The following is a 15,351-nucleotide window of genomic DNA, read 5'->3' on the forward strand; positions in this document are numbered from 1 at the left end:
TATCATTTTCATCTATCGCTCTACCCCCCCCCCATCCTTGATAATCTTAAATTTTTATCGTCATTTATTTTCTCAAAATTTGTAATAGCTATATCACAGCCTGTTTTTTGAGACAAATTTAATAAATTTTCGACATAATACCTGCTTACGCAATCATCACTATCAATAAATGTTATATACTCTCCTTTAGCCCTTTGGATGCCAAAATTTCTAGCATCACTTAGTCCGCCATTTTCCTTATATATAAGCTCAACCCTATCATCTTCTTTGGCATACTGTTTGCATATGCAAGTGCTTCCATCGCTACTTCCATCATCAACTAAAATGATTTGGATGTTTTTATAGGTTTGCGATATGATGCTATCTAAACAATTGACTAAATACTCTTTGACATTATAAACAGGAACTACAACAGAAACTAACGTATTATTTTGATTACTCATCACCAAACCCTTAAAATTTTCCTTCTAAAATCCCTAATAAAAACAAATAATCTATCAAAACCAAAAAAAGGCAATAAAAATACTACTTTTTTAAAAAAAGATAGATTTTGATTTTGCAAAATGACCAAATGAGTAATTTCATTATCTATACTTTTTATAATTTTTTTAAAATCCTTGTTAAAATAATACAAAACAACATTTACCGTTCTTACTCTATGATATTTAATATATGCTTCATAGATATTTTTTTGCTTTAAAAACTCACATACCACTAAATACATCTGCTTTAAGTCCTTAAGTGTATCGTGTGATTTTTTAGTGGTTAAACTAGATGTGTTTGTTCTATTGTAATAATAAAATGCTTGTGGTGTGTATGAAATTTTATTAGCATAGTAAAAAAGCTGCACCATTATATACACATCCTCCGCAAAGCAAAAATTAGGAAATTCTACAGTCTCAAAAAGCTTGTGTTTTATTAGTTTATTTGGCATTGTAGCCCAAATCGCTCCACTTAAAACACCAACAAATTCATCCGCATCACTTAAATATACAAATGGCTCTTTTTTATGCACTTGTGCATCATTAGAGCACAAAAACATATCACAACAAACTATATCAGCATCATCATCTTTTGCTTTTTGATACATACTGCTTATCATATCAGGCTGGGTCCAATCATCACTATCCATAAATAGCAAATACCCCCCCCCACAAGCTTTTAAGCCAACTTGCCTAGTCTTGCTTGAGCCGATATTTTCTGGATTATTAATAATCCTTACATCATCTTTTCTATTTGGATACTTATCTATGACATCTTGTAAAATCTGCATACTATTATCAGGAGTGCAGTCATTTACAAAGATATATTCTATACTGTCATGATCTTGCTCAAACAAACTTACCGCACATTTTTGGATAAATTTCTCTACATTATAAACTGGAACTATTACACTAACATCGTATTTTTTCATAATTTACCTTTTAAAGTCTAAACTTTATATATGACAAAATTCCCTTAGTAAAACATATGAAATTTAATCTTAAAAATGCCATTATTATATATTTTATGCCAAGCCTTAATGTCAAAATAGCTTTAATGAGTTCAAACTGGCGTTGATTGTAAAGTTTTTGATTTAGAGCTTTATCTATAGACTTTATTATTTGATTTTTGTTTTGTAAAGCAAAACTATTAAAAGTTTCAATTGCGTCTTGTTTGAGTATTTTTAGTTTATCTTTAGAATGAGAAAGCGATGTGCTAACTACTCTATATCTAAGCACAATCTCATTAACATTGCCAAATTTAGCACCAAAGTTATACATCCTAGCCCACAAGTCTATATCTTCGGCTTTTTTATCTTGATACAAAAGATTGTTTTTTAAAAGAAATTCTGTTTTAATCACTACGCTTGGATGTGCAAATGCGATAGTGTTTGTCATGGCTATTGCAATTTCGTCTTTGGTTTTTGCAACGATACTTATAGATATATCGCCGCCATTTTCATCCATATAAACAAAATCACCACCGCAAATATCTAAATTATTTTCTAGCATAAACTTAAGCTGAAGCTCCAAACGATTATTTAAAGATATATCATCAGCATCCATTCTAGCTATAAATTTACCCTTAGATATCTTTATGCCCTCATTTAATGAATAAACGAGTCCTTTATTTTGCCTATTTATTAAAACTATTCTTTCATCTTGTTTTTTATACTTTTGTATTATATTTAAACTTTCATCACTTGAGCCGTCATTGATGATAATAAATTCAAAATTTTTATATGTTTGATTTAAAATGCTCTGTATTGCTTCATCTAAATATTTTTGCGCATTATAAACAGGCATAACAACAGATATCAAAACATCACCCATAAAATCTCCCAACTAACAAATATCTTGTTTTTTTATTTGTGAGTTTTTTGCAATATTATTTTTAGCAACTTTGCCAAACAAGCTCTCATAATCATCAGCACTAAAATCCCCTCCACCTGGTCTTTTAACCCACAAATTCTCAGCACTTAAAATTTCGCCTTTTTTTATATCTTTATCGGCTACAACACAAGCAAATGCAAATGCCTTTGTTGGTTTTTCACCATCAACCAAAGTATCTTTTTGTCCAAATCTAATTTTAGCTAGTGCAGACGAGGCTGTTTTTAGCTCTTTAAACGCAGCAGGATCCATAGAGCAAACTATATCAGGACCTATCCTATCCATGCTATCTGTAAAATGCCTTTCTAATATACTAGCACCCAAAGCAACAGCACCCATACATGCATAATTATCAGTTGTATGATCGGATAGTCCTACAACTGCATTTGGAAATTCTCTCATAAGCTCACTCATTGCACCAAGCCTAACATCGCTATATTTTGTCGGATAGACATTAGTACAATGCAAAAGTGCATAATCAACTCCAGCTTCTTCAATGATAGCAACCGCTTTTTTGATACTTTGTATGCTATTCATCCCAGTTGATAAAATTATAGGCTTACCAAATGACGCTATTAGCTTTATAAGTGGATAGTTATTGCATTCACCTGAGCCTATTTTATAAGCTGGTATATTCATCTTTTGAAGTCTGTATGCCGCCGCTCTAGAAAATGGCGTAGAGATAAATATCATGCCCTTGCTTTGGACATATTCTTGAAGCTTTATCTCATCTTCTTCGCTTAAAGCACACCTATTCATAATTTCATAAATGCTAACATCAGCATTACCTGGCACTACGCTTTTTGCCTCATCGCTCATCTCATCATCAACAACATGAGTTTGATGCTTGATGATTTCTGCACCTGCCCTGTGCGCTGCATCTACCATTTCAAAAGCTGTTTTTAAGCTTCCTTCGTGATTTATACCTATCTCGCATATTATCAACGGCTCATGATTGATGCCAACTGACCTATTTTGGATTTTAAACTCTTTAGGATTTTGCATAGCGTCTCCCCCCCCCATAACTACAAATTTTATTTTTTACAAACAAACTGGCCTCATCTAGCCACACACTTATATCACAACCTTTTTCATTGCTTTGTTTTAACATCTTAATAAAAGATTTTTTATAATCAACATAGTCATTTTCAAACACAATAAATTCTTTAGGATCTCTCATGCTTATGTTGTATTTAGATAAAATTTTATCTAGCGATAAAAGATGACTTGAGAGAATAAAAATCCATGTTTTTGGATAGTAATTTGAATTATTGTTGTTTTTAAAATCATACACATCAAAACCAAAATATTTTTTTTGAAATTTCATATGATAGTATGCAACTAATGTATTATTGATATCTAAACTCTCGCTTTTAAACTCAACATAATGACTTGGGTAGTTCATAATCTCGCAAGTTTTATCTTTTTTATAAAATGTATCTTTATCTACTTTAAAAAGACACAAATCAGAATACAAACCACAAAAAATAGACTCACTTAAACAATAAATTTCGCCACACTGCATTATAATGTTGATACCGCTTAGTTTTAGGTATTCATTTGGCTTCATTTGCAACAAATAATTTTTAATCTCGTTTGCCTTGCTTGGCTCTAAAATAATATCGCCATCTATTTTCACAGCCCACTTATAATTGGTCTTACTTAATGCAAAGTTATAATAATTGACTAAACTTTGATAGTCATTTGATGGCAAATCCTTATACTCTTTTGTGCCTTGTGCAAAAACTTTTGGTATATAATGATAAATTTTAAGCTTATTTGGATAAATCTTTAAAAGATTTTTTAAAATTTCTTCTGTTTTATCAGAACAATCATTATAAACAACCACAAGTTCGCTTAAAAAACCTACATTAAAATCGTCTGAATTTTCAAGCCATGAGTGAATAACCTGCTCTATAAATTCCTCTTCATTTTTGCATCTTATAAAGCCACTTACGCCATCTTTTCTACTATTAATGTCACCAAAAACCACATCTGGATTATTGACTATTATTATATCATTCATCTTTTAATCTTTTACAAAGTAAATTTGCTCTTTTTAAATCTTGCAAACTGTCTATATCCACAGAACTTATCTCATCCATCTCATATAAATTTAATGGCTCTATAAAAAATCTTTTAAACTTAATCAGCTCAGCTATATTATTTATATATATCGCACCATTTGGCAAATATGCCTTAGGCAAAGTTTGTCTAGGTGCTTCTAGATTTTGTAGATTATTTACTGGTATAAATTTATCGCCGTTTTCAATAAGCATTTTAAATGGATGAGATTTGCACTCCAAAACAGACACCAAACTACCAGCACCTGTTTTGCTAAATTTTTCAAATGCTTGTTTTATGTGATTTGCTGTTCTTAATGGGCTTGTAGGCTGCAATAAAACAGAAATTCCTTGTGTAATTTTTAACTCATTTAAAGCATGTAGCATTGCAGAGATTGAACTTGCCGTATCATTTGCCAATTCATCTGGTCTTTTTATAACTCTTGCTTTATATTTAAGCCCTTCTTTGGCTATCTCATCGCCATCTGTTGATAAAATAACTTCATCAAACACACCACTGTTTATTGCTTGAGTTATTGCTCTAGCGACCAAAGATACTCCACCGACTTTTCTTAAATTTTTGTTTTTTAAGCCTTTTGAATTAGCTCTAGCTAGTATTACTGCAACATTACTCATTCTACAAATACCTTTTGTAAATTAGTCTGCCAGATCTTATTATTATTAATAAAATCAATAAATTTATCAAGGCTATCGCCACTTCCAAAATTTATCTCTTTTTCTAGCATACTATTTAGTTTTAAATTTAAGATTGCTTTTAAAATCTCATTACTATCATAGCAACAATTATAAACAAATTTTGAAGAACTTCTGTTGTTTTGCCTAGTGCCAACATTAATAGCATTTATACCATAAAATGGAGCTTCTCTTACTCCTGCACTTGAATTACCAACAATAAATTCAGCATTTTTAAGCAAGGTTAAAAAATACTCAAATCGAATGGATGGAAAGATCTTTATATTTTTATATCCTTGCAAAGTCTGTAGCTGTGCAAGGATAAATTTTGAACCAAGATCATTATTAGGATAAATCATAATAAAATTTTTGCCACTATCTTTTAAAGCCTTAAAATACTCACTTGCATACTCTTGCATATGTTCAAACTCTGTGGTAACTGGATGAAATAAAGATATGGCATAATCACTAAAATTTATATCATAATACTCTTTTGCATCTTTTAAACTTGGCAAAGTATCACTATTCATCACATCAATGTCGGGCGAACCGATGATAAATATATTATTTTTATCCTCGCCCATTTTAATCAGTCGGTTTTTAGCCTCATCATTTGCGACCAAATGAATATGTGCAAACTTGCTTATAGCATGCCTTATGCTATCATCTATAGTGCCAGAAAGCTCGCCACCCTCTATGTGACATACAAGCTTTCTTTCAAAACAGGCAGCCAAAGCACCAGCTAGTGCCTCAACTCTATCCCCATGAACAAATACCATATCTGGCTCTATCTCTTTAAAAAAACGCGTTAGAATGTTTATCGTATTGCCAAGAATTGAGCCCATTGGTTCATTTTCAAATTGATTATTAACTAAATATATGTTTTTATAGTTTTGTTTTATAACCTCTCTATATGTAGAGCCATACAAAGAAAGCATATGCATACCAGTAACTATAACAAAAAGCTCAAATTTATCACTATTTTCCACATATGATAAAAGAGGCTTTAGTTTGCCAAAATCGGCTCTAGTTCCAGTTATAAAAAGTAGTTTTTTTTTGAACGACATAAATAAACCCTAAAATATATTATTAAGCTTTTGATTATACATCTTTTTTATAAATTTAAAGATAAAATTATATCAAAATAGATATAATTTTGATATAAAATAAATTTTAAACAAGACCTTTCCATGAAAATGGGGGGGGGGGAATTTGAACTATAACACAAACGCTTTAATAGCTGGAAACGGACCGAGCTTAAAAAATATAGACTACTCTTTGCTACCAGATAGTTATGATGTCTTTAGGTGTAATCAATTTTATTTTGAAGATAGATATTTTATAGGCAAAACCTGTAAATATGCATTTTTAAATCTTGGAGTGCTTTTAGAGCAATACCTTACATTTAAAACACTGATAGAAAAAGGCGAATACACAATCAAAAACATTATATTGTCAAATTTATGTTTGAGTGAATTCGAAGCAAAAGATTTTAAAACTATACAAAAGCTATTTTTTCCTGATGTAGAAGACGGATATGATGCATATAGTATCCTAAAAGATTTTAATGCATTTGTAAAATTTAACGAAATGTACAAAAACAATCGTATAACTTCAAGCATATACATGTGTGCATATGCTGTCGCAAAAGGATATAAAAACATATATCTAACAGGAATTGACTTTTATTCAAAAGAGTTAGATTACTATGCATTTGATACAAAGAAGAAAAATTTAACTACTATAGTTAATGCCTTTAAAGAAGATCATTATAGGCATTCATATCACAAAGAATATTTTGATATAGAGGCCTTGAAGTTTTTAAAAAACAATTATAATGTCAATTTTATATGCATAAGTCCAGATAGCATACTAGATAGACATTTAAAAGATAACAATATACATACTAAGCCAGAAAAAAATAACGAATGCAAATTTGTCTTAGAAGATAAGCCAAACAACTACATTAATGATATAATCATGCCAAGCCAAGAGGTTTATATTAAATACATAAAGGCTACAGATCCTTTGTTTAAATTAGATGATAATTTCAGAAAATTCATAAAACAAAAGTTTAAAAGAGTATTAGTTAAGCTTGGTTTAAAAAGTAAAAACTAGACACATTAAGTGTCTAGTTTTGAGTATTGTTTTTTTGAATTAATGCTCCATTTTTAACTTCATAGATATAATCGCAATCCTTAATACTACTTAAGCGATGAGTGACTATAATTATAGTTTGATCTATATTTGATGATAAAATTTCATGCATAATAGCCTTTTCTGTCTTTTCATCAAGTGCGGATGTAGCCTCATCTAGTATCAATACATCATAGTCACTATATAAAGTTCTAGCTATGGCTATACGCTGTCTTTGTCCCCCACTTAGTTTTACGCCATTACTGCCGACATTTGTCTCTATTCCATCTTTTAAACTCATCACAAAATCATACATGCATACTTTTTTAAGGACATCTATTATCTTATTATCGTCACGAGTATTTCCAAAATATATATTTTCAGCTATACTTGTATCAAATAGATAAATTCCTTGTGGGACATAGGCTATCTTATTTCTCCATGATATTAAATTATTCTCATTCACACACGCATCATCAACAAACAATGCATTTTTACTAGGAACAATAAGCCCCATAATAATATCAATCATTGTTGATTTGCCACTACCACTAGAACCAATAATCGCAATTTTACTGCCCTTTTTTATGTTTAAATTTATATCACTCAATATCTTTGTGTTTTTTTCATACGAAAACTCTAGATTTTTTAATCTAATGTCATTGTCAAATTCAATTTCGTTATCTTTAAAATTCTCTTGTTTAATTTTATAAATATCATAAACTATATCAATTGATTTATGCCTAAACAAAATTTGATTATACGCATTTAATATTCTATTTATACATGGCAACATCCTATAAACTGCCAACATAATAAAACTCAAAATATGAATTTTATCACTCATTGTGTTTTCAAAATCAAACAAGATAAAAAAGGCCACACTAACCAACATCAAAAACATAATAGTCTCTAAAAAAAGTCTTGGAAATTGAGATGCTACATCATATACGGTAATAGATGCAGAAAATTTTGCACTAGCATCACGGAACATATCCTGCACTATTTGTTGTTTTTTAGCAGACATTTTAAAAATTTTATAATTTCCTATAACCTGAGACAAAATAGCAAAAAATGACCTTTGATTTTTTTCTTTTTCAGTAGAACATTTTTTTATTTTAGGCGAGATCAGTTTCAAGACTATCACTATAGATAAAAGCAAAACAAGTGATATAAATAAAGTTAATTTAAAATCAGCGTATAGCATTAATACATATAAAAAAATCAATATAAAAAATTCTGTTATAATACTTAAAACATGCATAAGCGAAGAAGAAACATTAAAAGCATCACTAGTAATACTTTTAGTAAGGTCTGATTCTTTTGTATTTGTAAAAGCAACATAATCTAAATGTAAAATTTTGAAAAACAATGTCTGAGATATTTGAATATACTTTAATTTTGAAAATTTAGAAACTGCATAAGTGTGAGCTATTAAAGCAACAGCTCTAAACAAATAATAAAACACCAAAAAAACACCGATCAAACATGCAAAATCGAAGGCACTTTGCATGTTTAAAATCTCATATACAAAATTCATATACTTGTTTTCAAAAACATAGTTATGATTATTTATAACAGCAACAAACGGTATTATAAGAGATATACCAGCTAATTCAACAAAGGATATAAAAATAGAAAAAACAAACAAAAAAAACAACTTCTTCTTGCTATTTTGTAATAAAATAAAATTTATCTTTTTAACAAAATTCAACAATAAATCCTTGCTATAGTAGTTTAGCACAAAACTTCGTTATTTTGAGCCAATAGCAAGATAAATCATAAGCCATTTGGTTTGCTTAACGACATTTAAACCAAGCAACAATATCAAGCAAGCTCAGAAGCATAGTGGCATAAAAGCTTATTTTATAATATCGTTGCTTTATTTTGTATTATATGTAAAATTTTATTTTTTATCTCTTCTAGTAAATTTTCACTTTTTGCTTCAAACCTAGTCACAATAACTGGCGTTGTGTTTGATGCACGAACTAATGCCCAGCCATCTTCAAACTGGATACGAATGCCGTCTATTTCAATAATATTTAAAATTTCAGGCAAATCGCACTCTTTATTTTTTATAGCTTGTTTAAATTTCTCAACTATCTTAAATTTACTCTCTTCATCAACATGTATCTTTATCTCATCAGTGCTATAAACCTTTGGCATCTTGTCAAGCTCAGCATCAAGATCAAAGCCCTTTTGCACAAGCTCAAGCACTCTCATCATCGCATAAAGTGCATCATCAAAGCCGAAATATCGCTCTTTAAAAAAGATATGTCCGCTAACCTCTGCTGCAAGATCCACGCCTAGCTCCTTCATCATCTTTTTGATGTTGCTATGCCCTGTTTTGCCCATAAAAACTTCGCCGACCTTAGCGATCTCATCATACATAACTTGCGAGCATTTGACCTCACCAAGCACCTTTGGATGCTCCATATTTAGCGAATATAAATAAGCCAATTCATCGCCTTTTATATTTCTTTTTGGTGTGATGACAGCTATCCTATCGCCATCTCCATCAAATCCAAAACCAAGCTTGGCTTTACCACTGTTTATATAAGAGATTACGTCTTGCAAATTCTCTTTTTCACTTGGATCTGGATGGTGATTTGGAAAATTTCCATCTGGGATATGATATAAAACATGAGCGTCTATCTCTAGTTCCTGTAAAATAGGCATTAAAGCCGTTCCCATAGCACCATTTGCACAATCTATCACAAATGGTATCTTTAAATACCTAAGATGCCAAAATTCTTTGACATAGTAGTTTTTATAATACGTAATAATGTCAAAATTTTTACATGCGGCGTTGTCATCAATCTTTTCACCACTTAAAATTATTTCATTTACTTTATCTTTTAAATTTTGTAAATCATCTCCAAAAAAACTATCTTTTTTAATTGTAATCTTAAAACCATTATACTCTTTTGGGTTATGTGAGCCAGTTATCATGATATTTGCATCAAAATAATCAGCATAAACACTAAAATAACCAACAGGAGTAGGAACTAAGCCAATATCATATAGACTAAGTCCACTCACTTTATTTAGTCCGCTTAGTAGCCACTTTCGAAGCTCTTTTGCACTAAGTCTAGCATCATACCCAATAGTTACGCTCGTGACACCTAGTTCTTTCATCTTTTGCCCTAAGGCATAACCTATGACCTTTACGCTTGTTTCATTTAGGTCTTTTTCGTAAATTCCGCGTATGTCATACTCTCTAAAAATATTATCAAAACTCATATAAAATCAATAATCCAATCATAAAATTTTTGGCAATTATAACAAGAAAATATTAAATTGAAATTATTTAAAATTTCACTTATAAACAATTAGAAATGATTAAATTTTAAGGTTTTTGTAGTTCTTGAAAATGTGAGAATTTTAAAAATCAGATGACTTAATGCCATCTGATTTTATAGGCGTATTACATCATACCGCCCATGCCACCCATACCGCCCATATCAGGCATTGCTGGAAGTGGCTTGTCTTCTTTTATCTCGCTGATTGTCGCTTCAGTAGTTAGCAATAAACTAGCAACACTCACAGCATTTTGAAGTGCAACACGCTCAACTTTAACAGGGTCAATAATACCAGCTTCAAACATATCAACATACTCGCCAGTTGTAGCGTTAAAGCCGTAGTTTTCATTTGAGCTAGTTTGTATCGCATTTGCAACCACACCAGCGTCAAATCCTGCATTTTCAGCTATTTGGCGAAGTGGAGCATGAAGTGCACGACGAACTATCTCAGCACCTATTGCCTCGTCACCGCTTAAATTTAAAGAAACTTTTTTAGAAGCAAGTATTAGTGCAGAGCCACCACCTACTACTATGCCCTCTTCTACAGCAGCACGAGTAGCACTTAATGCATCATCTACGCGGTCTTTTTTCTCTTTCATCTCAGTTTCAGTCGCTGCACCTACTTTTATAACAGCCACACCACCACTTAGTTTAGCTAGGCGCTCTTGAAGCTTTTCTTTATCATAGTCGCTCGTAGTTTCAGCAATTTGAGCTTTTATTTGAATTATTCTAGCGTCAATTGAGCTTTTTTCTCCAGCACCATTTACGATAGTCGTATTATCTTTATCTATGATAACACTCGCAGCTTGTCCTAGATCATCTATACTAGCACTTTCAAGCGTTCTACCAAGCTCTTCACTTATAACCTCACCACCTGTTAAGATAGCAATATCTTCTAGCATTGCTTTACGGCGATCGCCAAAACCAGGAGCTTTTACGGCTGAGATATTTAGCACACCACGAAGTTTATTTACCACAAGTGTCGCAAGTGCCTCGCCCTCGATATCTTCTGCAATTATTAAAAGTGGCTTACCAGTCTTTTGAATTTGCTCTAATATCGGCAATAAATCTTTTAAATTTGTAATCTTTTTATCAAATAAAAGTATAAATGGATTGCTTAACTCAACCAACATTTTTTCTGTATTTGTGATAAAATATGGGCTTAAATAACCACGATCAAACTGCATACCTTCAACTACATTTAGCTCATCTTCTATTGACTTTGCTTCTTCAACTGTGATAACGCCGTCTTTGCCAACCTTATCCATTGCATCAGCTATAAGCTTACCAATGCTCTCGTCTGAATTTGCCGAAATAGTCGCGATTTGTGCGATCTCTTTTGAGCCAGATACTTTTTTAGAAATTCTCTTTAGCTCTTCAACAAGTGCTGCAACTTGCTTATCCATACCACGCTTTACTTCTATAGGATTTGCACCAGCTGTCACGTTTCTAAGACCCTCTTTAAAAATAGCATGTGCTAAAACTGTAGCTGTTGTAGTGCCATCACCTGCTTGATCGTTTGTTTTACTTGCAACTTCACGAACCAAACTTGCTCCCATATTTTCAAGTGTGTCTTTTAGCTCTACCTCTTTTGCCACACTTACACCGTCTTTTGTTATAGTTGGTGCTCCATAACTTTTTTGAATAAGCACGTTTCTGCCGCGTGGTCCCATTGTCACTTTTACAGCGTCATTTAGCTTACGAACGCCTTCATATAAACGATTTCTTGCATCATCTGAAAAAAATATTTCTTTTGCCATTATCTATCCTTATAATTATTTTATTACGCCTAAGACATCATCAAGATTTAGCACCAAATAGCTTTTGCCATCAAGTGTAATCTCTGTGCCACCATACTTGGCAAATACCACGCTATCGCCGATCTTTACGCCCTCTACTTCACTGCTTACAGCCAATACTTTTCCGCTTAAAGGCTTTTCTTTTGCATTATCAGGTATAATAATGCCAGAAGCTGTGGTTTTTGTCTCTTCCACACGCTCAACTAAAATGCGTTTGCCTAATGGTTGAAAGTTCATATTCATCCTTTTGGTTTTATTTTTAGCACTCTTTATTTTTGAGTGATGAAATACTAGCATTTTTTTAAAATTTTGTCAATAATTTTAAGCTTAAAATTAATAAACTTTAGTGTATTAGACTAAAGTTTAATGATATTTGTCTTATCAGAAAGGAATGAAAATGAAAATTTTAACTTACATTATAATATGTATAGTTTTGCTCATCGGTGGTGCTTTTGGGCTAGTATTTAGTGATTTTGGAAATAATCTAATTGCAAAAAAGATAGAAACAGCGGTATTGCAAAAAACTGGATACGAGCTAAAATTTAGAGCATTTAATCTAAGTATAAACAAACTAAACTTAGCTGCAAATATAGATGATAGCATAAGTGTAAATGTAGATGGAAATTTTTCGATTTTAAAGCAAAGTTTTAATTTAGACTATGACATAAACGCCTTAGGTTTAGCCGAGATAAAGCTAAATACACCCATATCATTGCGTGGCAAAACAAAGGGCAAAATAAGCGATTTTGACATAAACGGTGCTGGCAAGGCATTTGGCTCAAATATAAATTTTCTTGCCAACATCAAAGATTACGCACCGCTTACTCTCGTGCTAAACGCCAAAGAGCTAAATATAGCTGAGCTTTTAGCCGTGACAAAACAGCCAAACTTCGCCACTGGCACACTAGACATTAGCACAAATTTAAAAGAAAATGACAAAAAACCGCAAGGCATGGCAACCATCACGCTAAATGCCTTGGCAAACAACAAAATCATTCAAAACGATTTTAACATCACCCTGCCTTCAAATTTCACCATAAAAGCCGTAAGCAGTGCCGACATAAACGCTGGTAAAATCAGTGCAAAAACCCAGCTTTTAACTCCCGTCGCAAACGCAAACGCAAACGAAACCACCTACGATCTAAGCACCGACGAGCTAACAAGTGATTTTAACGTGCAAGTGCCTAACCTTGCAAAGCTTGAGCCTATCATCAAACAAAAACTTTCAGGCTCACTAGATGCCAATGGGTTTGTAAATTTAATAGGTAGTGAAGTAAAAGATGCGACGCTAAACTTAAACGGACTTGGTGGTGCAGTAAATGCACAGTATAAAAACAACTCACTCATTGCAAATATCGCAAAAATCAAGCTTGATGAAGTGCTAAAACTGCTCTTGCAACCTGTCGTTGCGAGTGCTGAGATAAACGGCAAAGCAAACATTAAAAACCTAAACGATAGTAAAAATATGCTTGGTGAAATTTCGCTTAAAACAAGCGGCGGCAAACTAAATCAAAACGGCTTTAAAGAGCTTGGGATAAATATGCCAAATGGCGTAAATTTAGAGCTTGACGCAAATGCTAATGTAAAAAATTCGGTGGCAAATTTTGACGCAAATCTACTAAGCTCACTGCTAAATTTAAAAAATCTAAATGGCGAGTATAACCTTGATAAAAAGGACGCAAAGGCAAATTTTAATATAGACGTAAGCGATCTAGCAAAGTTTGAAAGCCTAGTCGGTGCAAAGCTAAGCGGTGCAATGGGACTTAAGGGAGATCTTAGCTTAAAAAACAACACTCTTGATACGCTAAATATCGATGGCAAAGCACTTGGTGGCGATATAAAGGCGAGTTTAAAAGGGCAAAATTTAGCTCTTACGCTAAATAACTCAACCATAAAAGATCTGTTTTTACTCGCTGGTCAAAAGCCGCTGGCAAATGGCGTGATAAATCTAAATGCAAACCTAAACTCGCTTGATATGAAAAACCTAAACGGCAAGGCTGATTTAAATGTGCAAAACGGCGAGTTTTACGCTGATGAGATGAGTAAAATGCTAGAAGCTAGCTTTCCAAAAAATGTTAAATTTAACTCAAAAACAGATGTAAATATCGCAAAAAGCGTGGCTAGTTTTAGCTCATTTTTTACAAGCTCACTTTTAGAGCTAAAAAACATCAAAGGTGAGTATGATATAAACACGGCAAATACAAAGGCTAGTTTGGATGCTGACATAGCCGATCTTAACAAACTTGCGTTTATCACCAAAACTCCACTTTATGGCAAGCTTTTGCTAAATGCAAACATTAGTAAAAATGGCGATGCGTTAAGTGCAAAACTTAGCTCAAAAGATTTGGCTGGTGGAGTGCTAGATGCTACGCTAAAAAATGATGTGCTAAACGCAAACATTAATAAATTTAGCTTTGCTAGATTAAGTGAGTTATTGGGCAAAGAGGCGTTTTATCAAGGTATTGGCGATCTAAAACTCACGCAAAATTTAGCAACACAAAAAGGCGAGTTTAACATCGATATAAACAAAGGCAAACTAATAGCAAACAATTTTACAAGGCTATTTCAAACGCTAACAACACGAGATATTACAAGCGAAGTGTATAAAAATGGCTATGTAAAGGGCGATATAAACAAAAATATCATTAAATTTGACATGTCGATGAAGGCAACAAGAAGCGATATTAATGCAAAAAATGGCACTTTAAACACACTAAGTGATGCTATAAATATACCACTTAGGCTAAAATATGAAAAAACAGACGTTAGTATAGATATCACAGGCACTACAAAAGAGCCAAAATACAATGTAAGCTCTGATTATTTAAAAGATAAAATTTCAAACCAAATAGACAAATTTTTAGATAAAAAATTAAAAAATGATGACTCGACAAAAGATAGCATTAAAGGGCTTATAAAAGGACTGTTTTAACAAAAAATTGATTAAACAAATACAAGATATTAAGCTTTTAAAAATTGCAATTTG

At 32.2% G+C, this 15,351-nt stretch carries 13 protein-coding genes; 2 read left to right on the forward strand and 11 right to left on the reverse strand.

Translation table 11 applies throughout. From position 1 onward, the window contains the following. Nucleotides 1–20: 20 nt before the first annotated feature. The 7 genes from LQU93_RS07780 to neuC are packed head-to-tail and all read right to left on the reverse strand — an operon-like array spanning nucleotide 21 to nucleotide 6,195. Nucleotides 21–443, reverse strand: a complete 423-nt coding sequence (locus LQU93_RS07780; protein WP_229933323.1) for a glycosyltransferase family 2 protein — start codon at nucleotides 441–443, stop codon at nucleotides 21–23. After that, complete coding sequence (locus LQU93_RS07785) at nucleotides 443–1,414, reverse strand: glycosyltransferase family 2 protein (protein WP_229933324.1); 972 nt, start codon at nucleotides 1,412–1,414, stop codon at nucleotides 443–445. Before LQU93_RS07785 ends, LQU93_RS07780 begins: the two co-directional genes overlap by 1 nt. 10 nt (nucleotides 1,415–1,424) lie before the next feature. Then, nucleotides 1,425–2,315: a glycosyltransferase family 2 protein gene (locus LQU93_RS07790; protein ID WP_229933325.1), complete on the reverse strand. Its 891-nt coding sequence runs from the start codon at nucleotides 2,313–2,315 to the stop codon at nucleotides 1,425–1,427. Nucleotides 2,316–2,327: 12 nt separating this feature from the next. Beyond that, a complete protein-coding gene (locus tag LQU93_RS07795) occupies nucleotides 2,328–3,377 on the reverse strand; it encodes an N-acetylneuraminate synthase family protein (RefSeq protein ID WP_229933326.1) in 1,050 nt (349 codons plus the stop codon). Beyond that, nucleotides 3,364–4,398 (reverse strand): hypothetical protein, encoded by a 1,035-nt coding sequence (locus LQU93_RS07800; protein WP_229933327.1) that lies wholly within the window; start codon nucleotides 4,396–4,398, stop codon nucleotides 3,364–3,366. The genes LQU93_RS07795 and LQU93_RS07800 overlap by 14 nt, the downstream gene beginning before the upstream one ends. Continuing rightward, entirely contained in the window at nucleotides 4,391–5,071 is a 681-nt protein-coding gene (locus LQU93_RS07805; protein ID WP_229933328.1) for an acylneuraminate cytidylyltransferase family protein, read from the reverse strand. The genes LQU93_RS07800 and LQU93_RS07805 overlap by 8 nt, the downstream gene beginning before the upstream one ends. After that, the gene (gene neuC / locus LQU93_RS07810) at nucleotides 5,068–6,195 is read right to left on the reverse strand and encodes a UDP-N-acetylglucosamine 2-epimerase (RefSeq protein WP_229933329.1); all 1,128 of its coding nucleotides are present in this window, start codon (nucleotides 6,193–6,195) and stop codon (nucleotides 5,068–5,070) included. The genes LQU93_RS07805 and neuC overlap by 4 nt, the downstream gene beginning before the upstream one ends. A gap of 145 nt (nucleotides 6,196–6,340) precedes the next feature. On the opposite strand from neuC, the gene LQU93_RS07815 reads away from it, so the two are divergent. Beyond that, a complete protein-coding gene (locus tag LQU93_RS07815) occupies nucleotides 6,341–7,246 on the forward strand; it encodes an alpha-2,3-sialyltransferase (RefSeq protein ID WP_229933330.1) in 906 nt (301 codons plus the stop codon). Nucleotides 7,247–7,259: 13 nt separating this feature from the next. On the opposite strand, the gene LQU93_RS07820 is transcribed toward LQU93_RS07815, so the two are convergent. The 4 genes from LQU93_RS07820 to groES form a co-directional block, all read right to left on the reverse strand. After that, on the reverse strand, nucleotides 7,260–8,978 hold the full coding sequence (locus LQU93_RS07820; RefSeq protein ID WP_229933331.1) for an ABC transporter ATP-binding protein: 1,719 nt from the start codon (nucleotides 8,976–8,978) through the stop codon (nucleotides 7,260–7,262). Between the two features lie 152 nt (nucleotides 8,979–9,130). Then, a complete protein-coding gene (locus tag LQU93_RS07825) occupies nucleotides 9,131–10,507 on the reverse strand; it encodes a phosphomannomutase/phosphoglucomutase (RefSeq protein ID WP_229933332.1) in 1,377 nt (458 codons plus the stop codon). A gap of 184 nt (nucleotides 10,508–10,691) precedes the next feature. Then, the gene (groL, locus tag LQU93_RS07830; RefSeq protein ID WP_229933333.1) at nucleotides 10,692–12,326 is read right to left on the reverse strand and encodes a chaperonin GroEL; all 1,635 of its coding nucleotides are present in this window, start codon (nucleotides 12,324–12,326) and stop codon (nucleotides 10,692–10,694) included. Nucleotides 12,327–12,341: 15 nt separating this feature from the next. Next, nucleotides 12,342–12,602 (reverse strand): co-chaperone GroES, encoded by a 261-nt coding sequence (groES, locus tag LQU93_RS07835; RefSeq protein WP_229933334.1) that lies wholly within the window; start codon nucleotides 12,600–12,602, stop codon nucleotides 12,342–12,344. 160 nt (nucleotides 12,603–12,762) lie between these two features. Here groES and LQU93_RS07840 point away from each other — a divergent pair, with 160 nt between their 5' ends. Further along, nucleotides 12,763–15,297 (forward strand): AsmA-like C-terminal region-containing protein, encoded by a 2,535-nt coding sequence (locus LQU93_RS07840; protein ID WP_229933335.1) that lies wholly within the window; start codon nucleotides 12,763–12,765, stop codon nucleotides 15,295–15,297. The last annotated feature ends 54 nt before the right edge of the window (nucleotides 15,298–15,351 follow it).

Origin of the sequence: Campylobacter majalis (assembly GCF_905120465.1) — a bacterium.
Taxonomy (GTDB): Bacteria; Campylobacterota; Campylobacteria; order Campylobacterales; family Campylobacteraceae; genus Campylobacter_A; species Campylobacter_A majalis.

What these genes read in the sequence shown, in the direction of transcription:
- LQU93_RS07780 (WP_229933323.1), bottom strand. Translation starts at nt 443, where the DNA reads ATGAGTAATCAAAATAATACGTTAGTTTCTGTTGTAGTTCCTGTTTAT.
- LQU93_RS07785 (WP_229933324.1), bottom strand. Translation starts at nt 1,414, where the DNA reads ATGAAAAAATACGATGTTAGTGTAATAGTTCCAGTTTATAATGTAGAG.
- LQU93_RS07790 (WP_229933325.1), bottom strand. Translation starts at nt 2,315, where the DNA reads ATGGGTGATGTTTTGATATCTGTTGTTATGCCTGTTTATAATGCGCAA.
- LQU93_RS07795 (WP_229933326.1), bottom strand. Translation starts at nt 3,377, where the DNA reads ATGCAAAATCCTAAAGAGTTTAAAATCCAAAATAGGTCAGTTGGCATC.
- LQU93_RS07800 (WP_229933327.1), bottom strand. Translation starts at nt 4,398, where the DNA reads ATGAATGATATAATAATAGTCAATAATCCAGATGTGGTTTTTGGTGAC.
- LQU93_RS07805 (WP_229933328.1), bottom strand. Translation starts at nt 5,071, where the DNA reads ATGAGTAATGTTGCAGTAATACTAGCTAGAGCTAATTCAAAAGGCTTA.
- neuC (WP_229933329.1), bottom strand. Translation starts at nt 6,195, where the DNA reads ATGTCGTTCAAAAAAAAACTACTTTTTATAACTGGAACTAGAGCCGAT.
- LQU93_RS07825 (WP_229933332.1), bottom strand. Translation starts at nt 10,507, where the DNA reads ATGAGTTTTGATAATATTTTTAGAGAGTATGACATACGCGGAATTTAC.
- groL (WP_229933333.1), bottom strand. Translation starts at nt 12,326, where the DNA reads ATGGCAAAAGAAATATTTTTTTCAGATGATGCAAGAAATCGTTTATAT.
- groES (WP_229933334.1), bottom strand. Translation starts at nt 12,602, where the DNA reads ATGAACTTTCAACCATTAGGCAAACGCATTTTAGTTGAGCGTGTGGAA.
- LQU93_RS07840 (WP_229933335.1), top strand. Translation starts at nt 12,763, where the DNA reads ATGAAAATTTTAACTTACATTATAATATGTATAGTTTTGCTCATCGGT.